This is a genomic window from Komarekiella delphini-convector SJRDD-AB1, assembly GCF_014831675.1.
GTDB lineage: Bacteria > Cyanobacteriota > Cyanobacteriia > Cyanobacteriales > Nostocaceae > Komarekiella.
The window spans coordinates 77,482-94,767 of record NZ_VJXY01000012.1 but is presented as its reverse complement, the minus strand read 5'-3'; the positions used below and the strand labels follow the sequence as shown (position 1 = coordinate 94,767).

General features: G+C 40.2%; 11 protein-coding genes. 6 read left to right on the top strand and 5 right to left on the bottom strand.

The features are described from left to right. Positions 1 to 23: 23 nt before the first annotated feature. Both FNW02_RS13165 and hpnI read right to left on the bottom strand, forming a co-directional pair. Complete coding sequence (locus FNW02_RS13165) at positions 24 to 470, bottom strand: orange carotenoid protein N-terminal domain-containing protein (RefSeq protein ID WP_191757984.1); 447 nt, start codon at positions 468 to 470, stop codon at positions 24 to 26. Positions 471 to 769: 299 nt separating this feature from the next. Continuing rightward, entirely contained in the window at positions 770 to 1,951 is a 1,182-nt protein-coding gene (gene hpnI / locus FNW02_RS13160) for a bacteriohopanetetrol glucosamine biosynthesis glycosyltransferase HpnI (protein WP_191757983.1), read from the bottom strand. A 96-nt stretch (positions 1,952 to 2,047) separates the two neighbouring features. Here hpnI and FNW02_RS13155 point away from each other — a divergent pair, with 96 nt between their 5' ends. Both FNW02_RS13155 and FNW02_RS13150 read left to right on the top strand, forming a co-directional pair. After that, positions 2,048 to 3,673 carry a cyclic peptide export ABC transporter gene (locus FNW02_RS13155; RefSeq protein ID WP_191757982.1) on the top strand — a complete coding sequence of 542 codons (1,626 nt, stop codon included), beginning with the start codon at positions 2,048 to 2,050 and terminating at the stop codon, positions 3,671 to 3,673. Positions 3,674 to 3,950: 277 nt separating this feature from the next. Continuing rightward, positions 3,951 to 4,673 (top strand): carbonic anhydrase, encoded by a 723-nt coding sequence (locus FNW02_RS13150; protein ID WP_191757981.1) that lies wholly within the window; start codon positions 3,951 to 3,953, stop codon positions 4,671 to 4,673. A gap of 173 nt (positions 4,674 to 4,846) precedes the next feature. On the opposite strand, the gene FNW02_RS13145 is transcribed toward FNW02_RS13150, so the two are convergent. Next, positions 4,847 to 5,635, bottom strand: a complete 789-nt coding sequence (locus tag FNW02_RS13145) for a DUF1868 domain-containing protein (RefSeq protein WP_191757980.1) — start codon at positions 5,633 to 5,635, stop codon at positions 4,847 to 4,849. Positions 5,636 to 5,855: 220 nt separating this feature from the next. On the opposite strand from FNW02_RS13145, the gene holA reads away from it, so the two are divergent. The 4 genes from holA (at position 5,856) to FNW02_RS13125 (ending at position 10,838) form a co-directional block, all read left to right on the top strand. Next, positions 5,856 to 6,845 (top strand): DNA polymerase III subunit delta, encoded by a 990-nt coding sequence (gene holA / locus FNW02_RS13140; RefSeq protein WP_191757979.1) that lies wholly within the window; start codon positions 5,856 to 5,858, stop codon positions 6,843 to 6,845. Between the two features lie 217 nt (positions 6,846 to 7,062). Then, positions 7,063 to 7,536 carry a DUF4168 domain-containing protein gene (locus FNW02_RS13135; protein ID WP_191758052.1) on the top strand — a complete coding sequence of 158 codons (474 nt, stop codon included), beginning with the start codon at positions 7,063 to 7,065 and terminating at the stop codon, positions 7,534 to 7,536. A 424-nt stretch (positions 7,537 to 7,960) separates the two neighbouring features. Beyond that, entirely contained in the window at positions 7,961 to 9,955 is a 1,995-nt protein-coding gene (locus FNW02_RS13130; RefSeq protein ID WP_191758051.1) for a protein-arginine deiminase family protein, read from the top strand. A gap of 400 nt (positions 9,956 to 10,355) precedes the next feature. Then, on the top strand, positions 10,356 to 10,838 hold the full coding sequence (locus FNW02_RS13125; RefSeq protein WP_225225622.1) for a hypothetical protein: 483 nt from the start codon (positions 10,356 to 10,358) through the stop codon (positions 10,836 to 10,838). 349 nt (positions 10,839 to 11,187) lie between these two features. On the opposite strand, the gene FNW02_RS13120 is transcribed toward FNW02_RS13125, so the two are convergent. Next, positions 11,188 to 11,802, bottom strand: coding sequence for a helix-turn-helix transcriptional regulator (locus tag FNW02_RS13120; protein WP_191757978.1), 615 nt, complete (start codon positions 11,800 to 11,802; stop codon positions 11,188 to 11,190). 749 nt (positions 11,803 to 12,551) lie between these two features. Continuing rightward, positions 12,552 to 17,048, bottom strand: coding sequence for a PAS domain S-box protein (locus tag FNW02_RS13115; RefSeq protein ID WP_191758049.1), 4,497 nt, complete (start codon positions 17,046 to 17,048; stop codon positions 12,552 to 12,554). Positions 17,049 to 17,286: the final 238 nt, after the last annotated feature.

Below are 17,286 nucleotides of genomic sequence, written 5' to 3'. Positions count from 1 at the left end.
TACGCACTATTTTTAAATCCAAATTATACTACTTGCTTCAAGAAAGTTACTATTTCTTCAAGGTTGGGTGTTTCGAGTAAATCCAATACTTCTGATGCTTTTTCGGATGGTATACAGTCATCTGGTAAGCCAATAATCGAAGTTCCTAAATTTTGAGCTAAGTGATACCAAAAAGCCAATTTACAGTCAGTGCTCATTGCAGCATATTCCTTAATAGGAATAGCCGTTTCTCCTCCTTCATTTTTTAGCAACTGACGCAAAGCATTTAGTTGTTCTGCTTGGGGTAGATTTTGAATTTGAGCAACCAAATTTGCTGTATTGTCATTTGGCACATCTTCAAGTGCGATCGCTGGAACTTCATCAGCAATTTCATTGTAAAGTAATGCCAACACAACCAGGCGATCATCTACATCCAAATTCTTGAATTTTGATATACCTTGTTCTGAAAAATTGATATTTGTAGAAGTCATAAAAACCTCCAATAATTTACCAACAGATTTGTAGTAATACTGCAATTAATTACTATCAATAGCAACCATATCAGATGTATATTTAACGTTTTACCTGACTGAAGATAGATGTATATAAACCAGAGAGCAGAATAATTAGAAACAGAATATCAATCGGGCGGAGTGTAGTCTTACCTCCAAAGTAGTGAGCGAGGAATACTGAAGCGCGGATAGCTATGGTTTAGCCCGTCCTGAGTCATTAGTCATTTGTTAAGAGTAGAGACGCGATTAATCGCGTCTGTACAAAAGTCAAGACGCGATTAATCGCGTCTGTATTTATTCCCCTGCCCCTCTGCCCCTGCCTCCTCAATCGCCACCAACTTACCGCCTTTGAGCAACTTTAGGCGCTGTCCCCGCCACTCGATTGTGCTGTCCACAAAGCCATAGCACCATATAGCAAAATGAATTAAATCACGCCAAGGAATGATCCACAAGAACTTTTTGGCAACTGAATCATTGAGAACTTTTACCCCAACCACCCAGCCCATTACCAACCGCATCATCCAAGTGACCATTAACCCAGTCCAACCGACTATTGAACCTCTGGTAGTAATGAACAACAATAAGCTAGTAACTGTACCGTGGGTAAACAGCAATCCCAGATAACTCCAAGGGCGAGAAACGCGAATACAACGCGCCCAGCGGATCTGGCGCTGGATGGCATCAACTAGCGTACTAGTTGCCAAAACATGTTCAACTACATAATCAGACAGTACAACCTTGTAACCAGCTTGAGCTGGTAGATAGCCAAGTTGAAAGTCATCTGCTAGATAATCAGCGATCGCTCCAAATCCACCAATCAATTCCAGCACTTGTTTACGAATTACAATAGTGGAACCGAAAGCAAATTTTATCCCTTCTAGTCCATTGCTGACTAGAACACCTGCATGAAAATCGGTAGCAGTCCCTAACGCCTCTAAAGTTGTTACCCATCCTTGTGCTAAGGAACGATACAAACAGGTGACAACACCAATACTCTCATCTTTTAATGGCTGGATAACTCGTTGCAAATAGTCTTTCCCGACGCGAATATCACTATCGGCTATGAGTAGAATTTCATGTTTAGCGACGGTGACAGCATTCGCCAGATTACTAACTTTCAAGTTTGCGCCAATGATGCGATCGCTTACCACCAAATGAATATCCGTATCTGGAAATTGTTGGATGATTTTCTCGATAACTTCTATACCAGGGTCTTGGCGATCGCGTACAGCAAAGATAATCTGGTACTCTAGATAATCTTGTTGACAAAATGAGGTGAGATTTTCGTAAGCATCGCTATCAACCCCACAAATTGGTTTGAGAATGGTAACAGGTGGATAAAATTCAGGAGTAATGGGATGGGGGTGATTTAAGAAAGCGATCGCTGCATAAATCCCATAGCAGTAAAACAAAACAGATGATACACAAAGGATTAACAGCAAGACATCAATAATTCTCATCTAAATTTACGAAGTATTAACACTCTAAATCTTCCCAGTCTCCAATCCCCAATCCCCAGTCCCCAGTCCCCAATCCCCAATCTCTAATAAATCGTCATGAATCTAATTTACTTTCTTCTGCGATCTTCTTGGGGGATGGTGGCGATCGCGATCGTCACTGGATTCCTCAGTGGTGGCAGTAGTGCTGGACTCATCGCCTTAATCAGCAGTGCTGCGACTCGCAGTAGTACTTCGCCCCTCACATCCATAGCTTGGGGTTTTGTGGGACTGGTAATAGTCGCACTTATTACCAGCATTGTTTCGCAAGTGATGCTGATTCGCCTATCTCAAAATGCCATCTTGCAACTACGAATGCGCTTAGGTCGCCAGATTCTAGCTTCAGAGTTAAGCCATTTAGAACAGCTAGGAAATCCCCGGCTGTTGGCAACTTTAACAGAGGATGTACAGGCTGTTGCTAATGCTGTATATGTGATTCCTTTCCTGTGTATTGATCTGGCGATGGTCTTGGGTTGCCTACTGTATATTACCTGGCTATCCTGGTTAGTATTTCTAATAGTTGTCAGTCTAATAGTTGTGGGAATAGGCAGTTGCCAATGGCTATTAAATAGAGGAGGGAAATTACTCGCCCTCGCCCGTGAGGATCAAGACGTACTATTTAAACATTTTCGTACCATCACTGAAGGAGTTAAAGAACTTAAGCTCAACTATCAACGCCGTCAAGTCTTTTTGACAAAACACTTACAATCAACGGCTACCAAATTTCGGCGTCACAATGTTGATGGTTTAACACTGTTTGCCACAACTACTAGCTGGGGTAAACTCCTATTTTTTTTCGCAATGGGTTTTTTACTGTTTGCATTGCCTTACTTGCTGACAATCAGTCCCCAAACTCTCTCTGGTTATATTCTTACTTTTACTTACTTAATGTTGCCGATGGACAACATAGTCACCAATCTTCCCCAGCTTGGCAAAGCCAACGTAGCTTTACAAAAAATAGAATCACTCGGTTTATCTCTAGCTAGCCGCGCTGAAGTATCGACAGTTCCACCTACATTTAAATCCTACTGGCACAGCTTGCAACTTAAAGGTATTACCCACACTTACCGAACATATCAAGAAGACAGTAACTTTATCCTCGGCCCCATCGATCTGACATTATATCCTCAAGAACTAGTGTTTATCGTAGGTGGAAATGGCAGTGGAAAATCCAGTCTAGCTAAACTGATTGCCGGACTTTATATACCAGAAAATGGCGAAATTTGGTTTGACAAAGAACTAATTAATCAACATAACCGAGAGTGGTATCGTCAACATTTTTCAGTGGTATTTTCTGACTTCTATTTATTTGAAGAACTTTTAGGTTTAGAAAATACTAACTTAGATACTCAAGCAAAAAACTACCTTCAGCAACTCCAACTTGACCATAAGGTGAAAGTAGAAAATGGGCAATTTTCTACCACTGCTCTTTCTCAAGGACAGCGTAAACGATTAGCTCTGCTCACAGCATACTTAGAAGACCGACCAATTTATTTGTTTGACGAATGGGCAGCTGATCAAGACCCAGTATTCAAAGAAATATTCTACACTCAGCTACTACCAGAATTACGGGAGCGGGGCAAAACAGTACTAGCGATTAGCCACGACGATCGCTATTTTCATCTAGCAGACCGAATAGTCAAATTAGAGTATGGCAAAGTGGAATTTGACAAGCAATATCTTTAAGATTATCTCACTTCTAAAAGGGGATAGGATTTGATGTTGACTGTTAACTGTTGACTGTTCACTGTCGACTGTCAACGGTCTAAAAAAACGTCTTTCATGCCATCCTTAGAAGGAATGGGTTTTCCCGACGCTTTTTTATAAAAAAACCACATTTGATACTACTTCTGAATAACAACTAAAGATTAAATTACTCTTAAACCGTGTAAAAGGGTACTCTTGCATCTAGCACGCATCTGATATCTTCCTAACAACGACAAAGCTGTTGTCAGGTAGACTGATGAGTCGAATTAATGGATTTGTAGGACGTCGTGATTTTTTGAAATTGGCAAGTGTGCTGAGCATTGCTGTTACTGCTTTTGGCCCTAGTATTTGGAGTAAAGAGCAAGCTGCTATTGCTGATATTCATCCAGACAATCCCAATCCAGTCGATCCTAACGAAGCTATCAGACGCTTACTGGATGGTAATCAAAGATTTGTACATCAAAAACGTCAATATCCCGACCAATCACTGGAACGTTTGCAGTTAGTTGCTAAAGCTCAGCATCCTTTTGCCTCTATTTTGGGCTGTGCAGATTCTAGAGTACCAGCGGAAATTATTTTTGATCGAGGGCTTGGAGATTTATTTGTTGTACGAGTCGCTGGTAATGTCGTTAGTGACACGATTATAGGTAGTCTGGAATATTCTACAGCGGTATTAGGTTCTCAATTAATTATGATTCTGGGTCATAGACAATGTGGTGCAGTAGCAGAAGCTATCAAAAGCGAGCCACTTCCTGGCAGAATCGGTTTAATTACTGAGGGCATCAAACCATCTTTAGCAAGGGCAAAGTTAACAACGGGTAATACAACTCAGGATGCCGTTATAGCCAATATTCAATATCAGGCTGAAAAATTACAGGAAAGCTCAACAATTTTGGCAAAATTTATCAGTGAAGGCAAGCTAAAAATTGTTGGCGCTTGTTACGATATCGAAACTGGTAAAGTAACTCTGATTAATTAATATAGCAGTCGAAGTATAGGTTAGGATAATGTTGATTGTTCAAAGTCTTAAAGTCCCTAGATTTATACTCAGAACTCAGCATTAGTCTCATAAAAAATAGGTAATACTAAAAAATATTACCTATTACTAATTTTCAATTCCCAAACCAAAATCTAGCTGATGTACGTCTAAATTCAAAAATCTAAACTTGGCCAATCTGGTTCACGATGATAGTGCGTCATATTGTCAAATTTCCGCAGTTCGACTCGATGAATCAAAAATTCTGGGGAATTTAACAACCATTGCTGATTTAATTCAGAAAGCATTGTGCTGAGATTTGTACGGTCTAAATCTGGCGAAATTTCACCAAAATAGCCTAATGTAACATGGGCTGTGAAGTGATAATGCTGTTCAATACCCAAAGCAATTAACTTTGGATTTTGATAGATTGTGCGGCGAAATTGAATAATTTGCTCGTAGCAGCGTTCATCCTGGGGTACTAAACAGACACCTACAGCTCTTGGCATGACTATCAATCCCAGCACTTGCCAGTAAATTGGATTAGTCTCGCGTGTCATGGATTGTTGATATTGTCGAAAGATTTCAACACAGCAGGAGCGTAACTGTTGTTCAAATTCAGGATTTTTTTCATGGGCGTCACGGTAAGCACTATCCCAAATCAAGTCAGCCAAAGTCAGATGAAAGCTAGCAGGAGGTACAGGGATAATCAAATCACTGTTTACAGGCAACTGCAAAAGTTCCTGCTGATAAGCTTGTAACTTGGCGTAGAAAGCGGAGTTTTGTGATTCTTCATCCGCAGATGGGGTAATTAGTGTATAGCCAGGAAAAGGTGCTGCAATTCTCGCCCCGGAATGCGGCTGAAATTTAGAAGATTCCTGGATATGCTGGACTTGGGATCTGTAAGCTTCTGGCAGCGTCATTCTTGCTACCCGATTTAAGTAAGTTTGATAGTTGTCGTCCAATCTTCTTAGCCTCTCGCTCTAACTTGATAGATTTTAGGGAAAATTACCCAAATTAACAGATTGATCTCAAAAGTATTTAGTTTTTTTGGTGTGATGGAAGCTAATAGGGGGAGATGAAGAGGAAGCAGAGGGGAAAGACTTGCTGCAACTTCCCCCTGCTCCCCCACAGATCTCACTCTCTCACTCTTCTATCTCACTTTATTTTCCCGGAGGTTTGTCTATGCCAATTTGTGTTTATTGGGGTGAAGACGATTTTGCCATAGAAAAAGCGGTTGCTCTTTTGCGCGATCGCGTTCTCGATCCAATGTGGACAAGTTTTAACTACACTTCATTTCCCCCAGAGCAAGCTGATGCTGCGATCCAAGGCTTAAATCAAGTAATGACACCAACTTTTGGCGCTGGTGGGCGCTTGGTGTGGTTGATAAATAATACTCTTTGCCAGCACTGTCCAGACAATGTATTAGCAGAACTACTAAGAACACTGCCAATAATCCCCGAAAACTCTTTTTTATTGCTCACAAGCCGCAACAAACCAGATGAACGCCTCAAATCCACGAAATTATTAAAACAATTTGCCACCGAGTTTCGAGAATTTCCCCTCATCCCACCCTGGAAGACAGAATTATTAGTGCAATCTGTTAATCAAGCAGCTCTTGCTGCGGACGTGAAACTAACTTCCAAGACTGCCCAATTATTGGCGGAGTCCGTAGGTAACGATACACGACTTCTCTACAATGAGATAGAGAAATTACGGTTATATGCCGAAGGTAGTAATAAGCCTTTAGACGTAGCTACAGTTACACAGTTAGTCAGAAATACTACCCAAAATAGCTTACAATTAGCAGCAGCAATCAGAACAGGGGATACAGCTAAAGCTCTGGGAACATTGGCAGATCTCATCAATGCCTCCGAGCCTGGGTTGCGGATAATTGCAACACTGATTGGTCAATTTCGTACCTGGCTATGGGTCAAGATCATGATAGAAAGTGGTGAACGGAACCAACAAGCGATCGCCTCAGCTGCCGATATAGGTAATCCCAAACGTATCTACTTCTTACAGCAAGAAATCAAGTTCCTATCTGTAGAGCAGTTAATCTCCTGTTTACCCCTACTACTAGAGTTAGAAATAAGTCTAAAGCAGGGAGCTTCAGAAATTACAATACTTCAAACTAAAGTAATCGAACTGTGTCAAATATGTCGAGGAAGTTGACAATAAATATATAAAGTCTGACGGATTGAATCTTAGCCGGAACTTACCACTCCTGAAATAGTTCAAAGTCATTATCATATCCCTATTACAGTTCAGCGTTACACACCAGATGAATAACATTTTCTCTTTCTTTTTTCTACCCAACCGAAAGCGATGTATGACGATCAGTCCTGATGCTCAAGAATTTGCTCCATCAGTGCGATCGCCGCGCCACCCGATGCTCAAACTTCTGTTTACGGCGCTACCTCACCGTTACGCCTCTGCTATTTCCCAATCCTTGCTTTTGGGCCTAATAACTACTACGAGTGTGATTTCCAGCACTTTGTCATTGAATTCAAAAGCTTACGCTCAAACAGCAGTTAACAATACTGAAATTAATAGCTACGCCCAAGCCGTGTTAGCAATGGAGCCAGCTCGTCAACACGCCTTTGAAGAAATTAAAAAACTTATTGGTGGTGGAGAAATTCCTCAGATTGTTTGTAACGACGGTAATAGCATAAATGGTCTTCCCAGGAAAGCTCAAGATATTGCAGTGAATTACTGTACGCGCTCCCAAAAAATAGTTGAAGATAATGGTTTGAGCATTGATCGTTTTAATAAAATTACTATGGAAGCACAAAATAACAATAACTTAAAACGGCAGATTTATAATACATTATTACGCCTGCAAAAAGCTCCTGATTTTCCATAGGCAAAACTTGCAAACAATTTATAAACTATTACATTAAATGTTAATGAGACTTCCACCAAATTAGAAATTACAGAGGTCGTAACTAACTCTGCTGTCAAGATTTGCATAATTTCAGTTATACCCGTAGTCACATAGACCAGAACAGTTTTGAATGCAAGAGGCGATAAGGCAACTGGGTTTATACGGGCTAAACCATAGCTATCCGCGCTTCAGCACGGGCTACGCCTCGCTACGCTCTAAGCGCAGCCATGCCATGCCCGTAGGGCTTTACAGCACTTTGCCATAAATTAGCATTTGTGGGAGGGGTACAAAGTGCGTCTAAATATCAGAAAACTTTATTAATCAAGTGATTATCAACTTTTAATAATAAGTATAGGATAAACGGGATAGTAAAAATAGATTAACTTAAATGATCATTATGGTTATGAGAAAGTTATTAGAAGTTGAAATATTTGATGAGCATCGTTCAGTTACTAAAGAAAGAAGTCGAAACTATGAAGATGTTATAGTTGTTAACCATCCAGCGCAAATCTCTTTAAAAAAACTAGCTCCTTCTCAAAGTAAAGTTGTGATTTTAAAGACTAGCGGAGAAGTTGAACTTTTTACTAGTCTCGACCAAACGATTTCTACACAAACTCCTCTTTCTCTGGAAGAATTCCCAGAAATTAATCTCTTGTCAAGGACTTTTAGCGATCAGATCAAAGATCGTTCTTTACAAATAAGCTTTCAAGATGATAATGGTCGTCAGCTAAGCCAAATCCAACTGAAGTTAACTGTTGTTCGGGTTTGTTTAGATGTTGATGCAGATCGGGATGGAGCTATTGAAGAAGATAATCCTCATAAAGCTGATTGGCAGTGGGGGATTAATGGTCATGGTGCAGTCTTATTAGTCAATAGCGATCGCGACCTTGTTTATTCCGATGAGCAAAATGATGGCAAAGAAAGCTTAATCAAAGGTCTGCTCGATCTCAAAGATTTTAGCTTTATGATTGTTCGTAAAGCTGGTTTAAGAGTTTTACCTTCTGGATATGAACTTTACTTGTCAGTTAGCAAAGACACAGCCAACAGGATTCGCATTTATGATGAATTAGATAGGGATGGCTATGAGTTAATTGGGCCAGGAAGAACAAGAGCAAAAATTAGGGATACCGACCGAGACATTATATTAGCTATTGAGGGATTAAGTTATGCTGATTTTGACTTTGATGGCATAGTTGAGATTACTTTAAGCCTCGTAAAAGATCAAAAAACTCTTTATAGCGATCGAGTTATTTTCAAAGTCGCGCCTTGGATGATGACTCCTAATACTTTATCCCCCATAACAGTCTTTGTTTCTCGTTTATCAAAAGGGGTCAACAAGGAATTTATTGAGGAATTAAGAAAAGTTGTTGGAAAAGCTAACGCACAGCTAGATATTATTCCTTTTGAATTTCATCAGGATGACCGTTGGATGCAAGACGAAATTGAGATTGGTTATACTCAAGCTCCAGGACACCTGATGTACGTGGTATTTGATTCTCCCCGCGATCGCGGATTAATTGACTTCCCCAAACGTAAACTTTTAGGCATTGACTTTGGTTATGTAACCCGCAAAAGCCGCTATTCGGCTACAAAGTTAGACTCTTTTGGCAATTTGGAAGTTTCTCCTCCAGTAACCGTCAAAGGCGTTCATTATCGCTTTGGTCGTCTGATCTTTGGAGGAACTCGCAAAGAAATTATCTCTGAGCCGCGTCGAATGTTAAAAGTCTTAAGAGATTTTCTTTACGCTCAAAAAATTCAAGCCCCTTTTGAAATCTTTTCAGATTGGTTGAGTGTGGGACATATTGATGAGTTTATGACTTTTGTCCCTACTCCTACATCTAAAGGATTTAAACTACTTTTAGCTAGTCCTAATCAATTTTATAATATTCTCAAACGTTTACGAGAACAAGGTCATGATCAAGTACTATTACGCCAGGGAAAACGATTTTCTAATAGCTCAGCCGATATTAGTTTGTCAGATATCCTTGATGATGAAAAATTAACTGACCATAATCATCGCTTTCAAGAATACATCAATTGGAATCGAGAGATTTTAAAACAAGAATTAGACTTAAGCGAAGACGACATTATCGAACTACCCGCTTTGTTTGAAGATGATAGAGATGGGCGAGCAGAAACTTTTTCCCCCAACATGGTTAACATGATCGTTCTGAAGCAGCATCTTGGTATTCCTAAGCCTTTTGGCCCTAAAATTGATAACCAGTGTCAATTTGAAGCTTATGTTAAAGGAGTTTTAGAACCTTTGGGTTTAGTTTGCCATTTTATCGATGATTGGGAACCATATTTTCTAGGACGAGGGGAAATTCATTGCGGGACTAATACACGTCGGCAACCTTTTACTCAAAAGTGGTGGGAAGTTGAACCTGCATTTCTTTAAAAAGGAGAGCTGGGAAAGCTGGGGGAGAAAAGAGAATTATTTTAGTTCTATCCAAATAGCTCAAATCCTTACTGGATAAAAAGTATAAGCGTTTGCTATCTCTTATTCTTGTATTTGCTCACCCTGCTCTCTTCGCTCACCGAAAGACTTAGTTCTTTTGATAAAATGCGTCTTCCGACAGATAACAGATTGCTCTTAAGTTGAAGATGCATTATGTACTGTGGTAGAAGATTTTTTGATGTTACTTCAGTATTATGATTAATAAATAAATTATTTTATTGGAAAATCAGAACTTTTCCGATATGTACAAAATTTCAATTCACTTTTGTTAGATAGAAACAACTTTGAAAATAATGTTGTTAGTTATCAGATGAATAATCTTAGAAAAACAATACTCAATATGGATAACATAAACAAATCTGGTAGTACTGCAAAAAATTTGAGTCAGCATAAAATGGATACTGAAACTGAGATAAATTCTGAGTCATTGTCTAACGAACTAATACAAACAAACAAAACAATTAATATAGATGGTCAGCGTCCAGTCGATCCAAGTAATATTCAAGTTAAGGAAACAATTAATATAGATGGGCAGCGCCCAATTGTGAAAAATGAAAATCATTGTGACAAAACAATCAATATAGACGGTCAACGCCCGATTGCTAATAGCGATTTTCAAGAGCATGACATGCTAACCGTAGACGGCAACCGTCCAATTGACCCTAACGATTTAGAGATTGATGAAATTCTAGATATAGATGGCCAACGTCCGATCGCTAAAAACAATTTTCAAGTTCAAGATACTATAGAGGTCGATGGTAGCCGCCCAATAGTTTCAAATAACACTGTTGATTCGCAAATATCAACAGATTATATAGATTAAAATTACCAGATTTATTGGTATTGTAAATTCAATAATAAACTTTCTCAATTGACGAATGCAATGCCAATTTATGCTGAAATTTTAAAATAAGTTCATACGCAAAACTTACTAGGTCGAGTCAATAGCTTCGATACCAAATATCTTAGGGAAAATCTATTGTCACTAGGATAATAATGCTTGATTGCACTACAATTAATTACTCTTTTTAGCTACTAATACACACTAATTCTGTTATTTAAATTGAGTAATTTTATGGTAATCTTAATTGATTCCTGAAAAAATAATAAACTATTTGTTAGTTTTAAGCTAAATAATAATTAGATTTCAAAAATCAATTCTGATTGCAGTACTAATCATCAAGAGTAGCAAAGGCTTGTCGCTTGGTATGAATGTTTTTCATGTGCTTCTTTACTGTATTTAGAGTAATGTAAAGCTTGGCAGCAATTTCTTTGTAGCTGTAGTTGCTTCTATAGAGCAACCAAATTTCGGCTTCTCGCGGCGTCATTTCAAATTTTTTAACTTCAGTGTGGGCTAAATTTTTTAAAGACTCGTAGCGATTTTCTATAGTTACTAACAAACAAGGCTCATCAAACCAATCTAAATCCAGCAATCTTACTCGAATGCGAAAAATATTTGACTTGTCGAGTACAATTTCATCCGAGACAATAGTGAGTTGATTAGAAAATTGGCTCCGACTGTTAAGTAATGTGTCGCAAAGATGCCAAATAGCTGATGGTACAAAATTGTGGCTGAAATTGTCTTGATTAAATTGACAACAAAGACGAAGTGCAGATGCATTAGCATGAAGCAGTTCACCAGCCTCGGTTAAAATCAAGATACCGTCTTCTAGTCCTTCAATTACTTCTTGTAAAAAATAAGCTCGCTTTGAGTCATGCAAGTCAATATTATCTGGCTGTTGTGGTTTAACTACTATTTGGGGAGATGTCTTTGTTAGAGTAAACATATAAGATTCTTCAATGCCCAAAATACTGGTTATTTGTTAGAAGAGTTAAAATATGCACCCTCAATTTTGTGCATGATTATCTAAGTAGATTTGGTGAATATTACACACCAATCACGCTGTTGAGGCTAAATGTTTGTGTTATTTATAACATTTGCCCTTAAAAGTGCTATAAGTCAACAGTTTGTATAGCCTTTTTGGATTAGCTAAGACTACATAATTTAAATACAACTCTTAAATTGTCTATTTCGGATGCAGTTTCTATTAGGTAGCGATCGCTCCAACCAAAAGAAAATATTTATACTAATAATTAGGCTGAATGTACGTAATTTACTAATTTAATTAATGATTGCAACAAATCCTTTGGTAGAGACGTTACAATGCAACGTTTCTACATGTTATGTCTGTCACATTCTTTTTTTTAAATTTATTTACGAACTTATGCATTAATAAAATAGTCAAATTTTTATACGATTAATTAGTCTTATTAAAATAATTGAAAAAACTATTGCTTAAAAACAGTGTAATTGTTTATTTTTTAATATAATATTAGCTTTAATTTCATATTTACCTAATGTAAAAACTCATACAAAAACTAATAATAAATTCTCATATAGTGATTCTTATTTATATCCAAAGAAGCATCACTATAAATTATACGTTATGGCGGGTTTCATAAGAATAGACCACTGTAACTAACTGTTTGAAGCGTCCCTACACCAAAATTCATACGTTTAATCAGCAATACCCAATTAAGTACGTCCAACAAGGCTGGCGACTACTGTAGCTAACTCAGCTGGCTCAATTGGTTTAGGCAGATGTAGCTGATAACCTTCTTGTATAGCTCGCATCCGATCTTCTACTCTGGCATAAGCTGTCAATGCCGCTGCGGGAATCTTTCCTCCTTGTTCTGGAGGTTGCGATCGCAGTTTGCGGATTAGAGAGTAACCATCTTCTTGGGGCATACCGATGTCGCTGACTAAAACATCTGGTTTCCACACCAGAAGTACCTGTAATGCCTCTTGGACTGATGCTACTGCCTGAACTTCGGCGTGGCACTGTTGGAGTACTGTGGTGATAAATTCACGGCTATCGGCTTCGTCGTCTACAACCAGCACCCGGACGCCAAAGAGAGATGGGGGAAGGGGGGGAGCGGGGGAGAGGGGGAGAGGAGGAGAGGGAAAGGTTTGTTGATTTTTCAAAAGTGGCAATTTAACCGTAAACGTCGCTCCTTGCTGCTCACCTAAACTATTTGCGTGAACAGTACCGCCATGCAATTCTACCAAGTGACGCACAATCGCTAATCCTAGCCCCAATCCACCATAGGATCTAGTACTGGAACTATCAGCTTGGCGAAAGCGATCAAATACATAAGGCAGAAAATCAGAACTAATGCCAATGCCTGTGTCAATCACTTGAATTTGGGCATATTTGTCCGTTGTCAATTGTCCTTCCCTAGGGGAAACCGCTGACGCGTCTATGTCAATTGTTTGTTTTTCTTGACCACTGACTACTGATAATTCAACCTCTACCCGTCCGCCTGCGGATGTGAATTTAATGGCATTAGATAGCAGATTCCAGATTATCTGTTGCAAGCGTTCGGCATCACCAGAAACTAAGAATTGGGAGATGAAATCCTTGGACTCTCTAAAAAAGTTTTTTTCGGAGTGTTGAAGTATTTCAGATTTTGCTTGTTGAGCTTCATCTTCGTTATTAAACCCTAAATCTGAATTTTGTCCTTCTTGTGGAGAAACAAGGGAAAATCTCAAATTGATTTCCTTAGATTGGGCAGCTAAGCTAACAGTCTTGATCGCTGATTTAATAATTGGAACTAGATCGCAAGTATGGACATTTAGGCGCAACTTGCCTCTAATCATCCGTGAAATATCTAGCAGGTCTTCAACTAGCTGGGTTTGCGCTCTAGCATTGCGCTCGATTGTCTCTACAGCTTTATCTTTTTGAATGTCGTTAAGTTTGCGGGAATGCAGCAGTTGTGCCCAGCCGAGGATAGCATTCAGGGGCGATCGCAATTCATGAGACAATATTGCTAGAAACTCATCTTTCATGCGGTTTGCCTCTCGCAACTGTTCGGTTTGCTGCTGCAAAGATGCAATTAAGCTAGCACGTTCCATTGCGATCGCTATTTGGTCGCACACTGCTTGCATCATCCCTTTTTGATTCTCGGTGAAGCTAAGACGAGTACGGCTACCAAAGCTAAGAGTCCCCAAAAGCCGTCCCTGTGCTATCAACGAGTAAGCATAATATGCCTTAACGCCTAGAGAGCGAATCAACTCTGTTTTCAGGTCAGTTGATTGCTGCACATTATCTACAGAAATTGGATGACGCTCTTGAGCTACAGTACCGCAAATCGCTTGTCCAAATGCCAGCCACTCAATTTCTTTTGCCGTTTCTGAAGAAATGCCACTGTAAGACTCTAGCCGCATGACCTGAGAACTTTCATTAACTAGATAGTTAAAGTAAACATCCAAACCAATTTGCTCTGAAAGTTTTTGGTAAACACTATCAATCAGTGGTATTGGTTGCTGGCTCGATAGGAGATCACTAGCTGTATCAAATAGTAACTGGAGTCTTTTATAGCCCAGGGAAAGAGCTTTTTCCACCCGCTTGAGGTTGCTAATATCTTGAAACACCATGATACAGGTAGCTGGATAACCATACATCGCTGGCAAGGTATCCGCAAATATCAGCAATGAGCGCACACCTCCACTGGTGTGCCAGTCCATCTCGAACCCATCGACACGTTCTCCACGGGCAACTCGTGCTCCTGGTGTTTGGTGATTGGGAATGGGATTGCCAGCTGCATCTGTGCAGTTGTAAACTGTGTGATACTCTTCGGCTGCAACTCCTTTGGGAAAATTACCTCCAGCTAATATGTCAGCGGCTCGATTGGCAAAAGTCACCCGCGCTGTTCCTGGTTCAATAAACAGCAGTGGTCTTGGCATCAAGTTGAGCACATTTTCTAACCATTTTTGCTGATTCCAGAGTACTTCCTCTGCCTGCTTGCGGACTGTAATATCCAAAAATGCACCGATGCATCCTCTGGTCTTACCTTCTTCGTCAAACAGCGGTGCAACATACACCAACAGCTTGACGATTTTGCCATTTTCTTGGATGACATCAATTTCAGAATCCAGAACTTCGACACCTTGAGCAGCAGAGTACTGCATGGGGAGTTCTTCTATTGGCAGTTCTCTCCCCTCGCGGTAAACTTTATAACTTGTTTGTTTTTCGTTACTAGGAGCGCTGAGGGAAACATTTATATCTGGTGAAACTCCCAACTGCTTAGCAAAAGCGGGGTTGACCTTGATAGTTCGACATTCCGCATCTTCAGCGATTCCAACTCCAATGGGGATTACATCTAGTAAAGTTTGTAACTCAGCGACACGACGCTGTAGATCCTTGTTGAGTTGTAGTATTCGTTCCTCAGCTTGCTTTTGCTCAGTGATGTTGCGAGTCACTGTAGCTAAGGCTATTGGCTGACCTGTTTTGTGATCATTGACAGTGAAGATGTTGTAATCGACTGGTATTGCTTGACCAGTTTGAAGGTGCTGGAAGCGGAATTCTCCTTGCCAGCGACCTTGTTTGAGTACAGTTGGTAGAATATGTTCTTGAAGATAGGCTTGATCTTCGGGCATTATGTAATCTAATATTACTTTCTGCTTCACCTTTTCCAAGCTAGAAAGCCCTACCAGTTTTTGACCCGCATCATTTATGTAGAGCAATTTACCTTCAAGGGTGGCGATGCCAATAAAGTCAGAGCTATTTTCTACCAGCGATACTAATTTTTGTTGCTCCGCTTCTGCTTGTTTGCGATCGTGTAACGCGGCTTGCTGTTCGCTCAAATCAAGGATAAATGCTACTGACTCTTCTCGTTTTTCTCCCAGCAGCACATAACCAACTAAAACTGGGATGCGGCTACCATCCTTGCGAATGTATTCTTTTTCGTAGGGCGTGCAAGCACCGCTGATATTTGCCTTTGCTTCTGCGATTCCTTGCTCATCTAAATATAAATGCTCTGTAGGTGTGATATTCTTCCAGCTGATCCTGCCTGCTACTAGATCCTCCCGCGTGCAACCAATCATCCTCAGAAATTCATCGTTTGCCTGCTCAATACCTCCATTCGCGTCACCAAACATAATGCCGATGACGTTGGCATCTACGAGACTTCCCAGTTTATTTTCGTAAGCTTTCAATGCGTCTTGAGCGCTCAGGCGTAGCCCATCGGAGATATCGCGTTGGCTGCTTAAGCGTTCAATAACTGCCGCACTCTGCCAAATCAACACGGCAAAAATCACAATCAAGACGATGGCAAACACCGATATTGCAAACGCCGGATCGTATTTTCCTGCTCGTTGACCTTCAACGATTAACCACCCCACTAAAAAAGGTACTGCGATCGCTGCAACTAACAAACGACGTGCAAGTAAACCCCCATAAGTATCACTGATGATTACTCTCATTAACCCCTGTTCTGCCCGTGCCCACAGAACGCCCATACCCAGTACCATGAACAACAGTGCTGTGTGTAACGCCATTGATGTTGTATGAGGGGCAATGCCGTAGAGAACTTCTACTTTGTAGGCATAGCCTATGAGCACTTGAAAGGAAATCAAAATGGCGATCAAAGCTAGAATTTGGGCATACCAATAGCTGCGCTGTTTTTTTTGATAAACCAAATGCTCTAGAGCTACGCTGATCAGCATAAAATTCAATGCTGTGTTCAATCCCATTCGCCCTGGATGCGATGTCGCCACAGACGGTGAAGAGTCACCAAACAGCAGTTCATCAATGCCGATATTCCAGCCGAAGAGATATTGACTGAGTGTAAGCGCAGCAATCACGGTAACTGTGATTACACAGACCTGAGAAATTGTGAAATAGATGAAGTGGGAGAGTGGGGAAGTAAAGATGTAATTTAGAATTGTCTTTCCCCCCCCTCTGCCTCTGTTCTGATTTCTCCGCCTCTGACTTTGTTCCTCTTCCCCTTTCCTTCCTCTTAAATACAACCACAACGACACACCTGAGAGGACAAAGCACAGTGCTGTGTTCACTTTCATTGTGGCGGGACTGCCGGGGAAGCCGCTCTTGAGAACTTCAATATCAAGCCACCAGCCAATCAGTACTAAGCTGCCAATCAAAATGGCGATCGCACTTGCCATTTGTGCCACCAACGAATGTACAGGGATTTGAAATAAATTTTGCAGCCGCAAGCGGTTGGCGTTTAGCATTGAGGATTTTGTCACCGCATCTATCTAGGGCAGTAAAATTCAGTATTTCTTAGGAGCTAAGGGTTCATACCCCTTGTATTTTATGCTACCCATTGACTTGGTTTTCATCTACCTATGTGCATATTTTCTTGTTAGAAGTTTAAAGTTGGAATCATGATTGAGTAAAAACCGTCAAGACAGTTAACAGTAAACGGTAAACAGTAAACATAATTGGGTTTAAGGGAGACCACTAAGAAGG

What these genes read in the sequence shown, in the direction of transcription:
- FNW02_RS13165 (WP_191757984.1), bottom strand. Translation starts at nt 470, where the DNA reads ATGACTTCTACAAATATCAATTTTTCAGAACAAGGTATATCAAAATTC.
- hpnI (WP_191757983.1), bottom strand. Translation starts at nt 1,951, where the DNA reads ATGAGAATTATTGATGTCTTGCTGTTAATCCTTTGTGTATCATCTGTT.
- FNW02_RS13155 (WP_191757982.1), top strand. Translation starts at nt 2,048, where the DNA reads ATGAATCTAATTTACTTTCTTCTGCGATCTTCTTGGGGGATGGTGGCG.
- FNW02_RS13150 (WP_191757981.1), top strand. Translation starts at nt 3,951, where the DNA reads ATGAGTCGAATTAATGGATTTGTAGGACGTCGTGATTTTTTGAAATTG.
- holA (WP_191757979.1), top strand. Translation starts at nt 5,856, where the DNA reads ATGCCAATTTGTGTTTATTGGGGTGAAGACGATTTTGCCATAGAAAAA.
- FNW02_RS13135 (WP_191758052.1), top strand. Translation starts at nt 7,063, where the DNA reads ATGCTCAAACTTCTGTTTACGGCGCTACCTCACCGTTACGCCTCTGCT.
- FNW02_RS13130 (WP_191758051.1), top strand. Translation starts at nt 7,961, where the DNA reads ATGAGAAAGTTATTAGAAGTTGAAATATTTGATGAGCATCGTTCAGTT.
- FNW02_RS13125 (WP_225225622.1), top strand. Translation starts at nt 10,356, where the DNA reads ATGGATAACATAAACAAATCTGGTAGTACTGCAAAAAATTTGAGTCAG.
- FNW02_RS13120 (WP_191757978.1), bottom strand. Translation starts at nt 11,802, where the DNA reads ATGTTTACTCTAACAAAGACATCTCCCCAAATAGTAGTTAAACCACAA.
- FNW02_RS13115 (WP_191758049.1), bottom strand. Translation starts at nt 17,048, where the DNA reads ATGCTAAACGCCAACCGCTTGCGGCTGCAAAATTTATTTCAAATCCCT.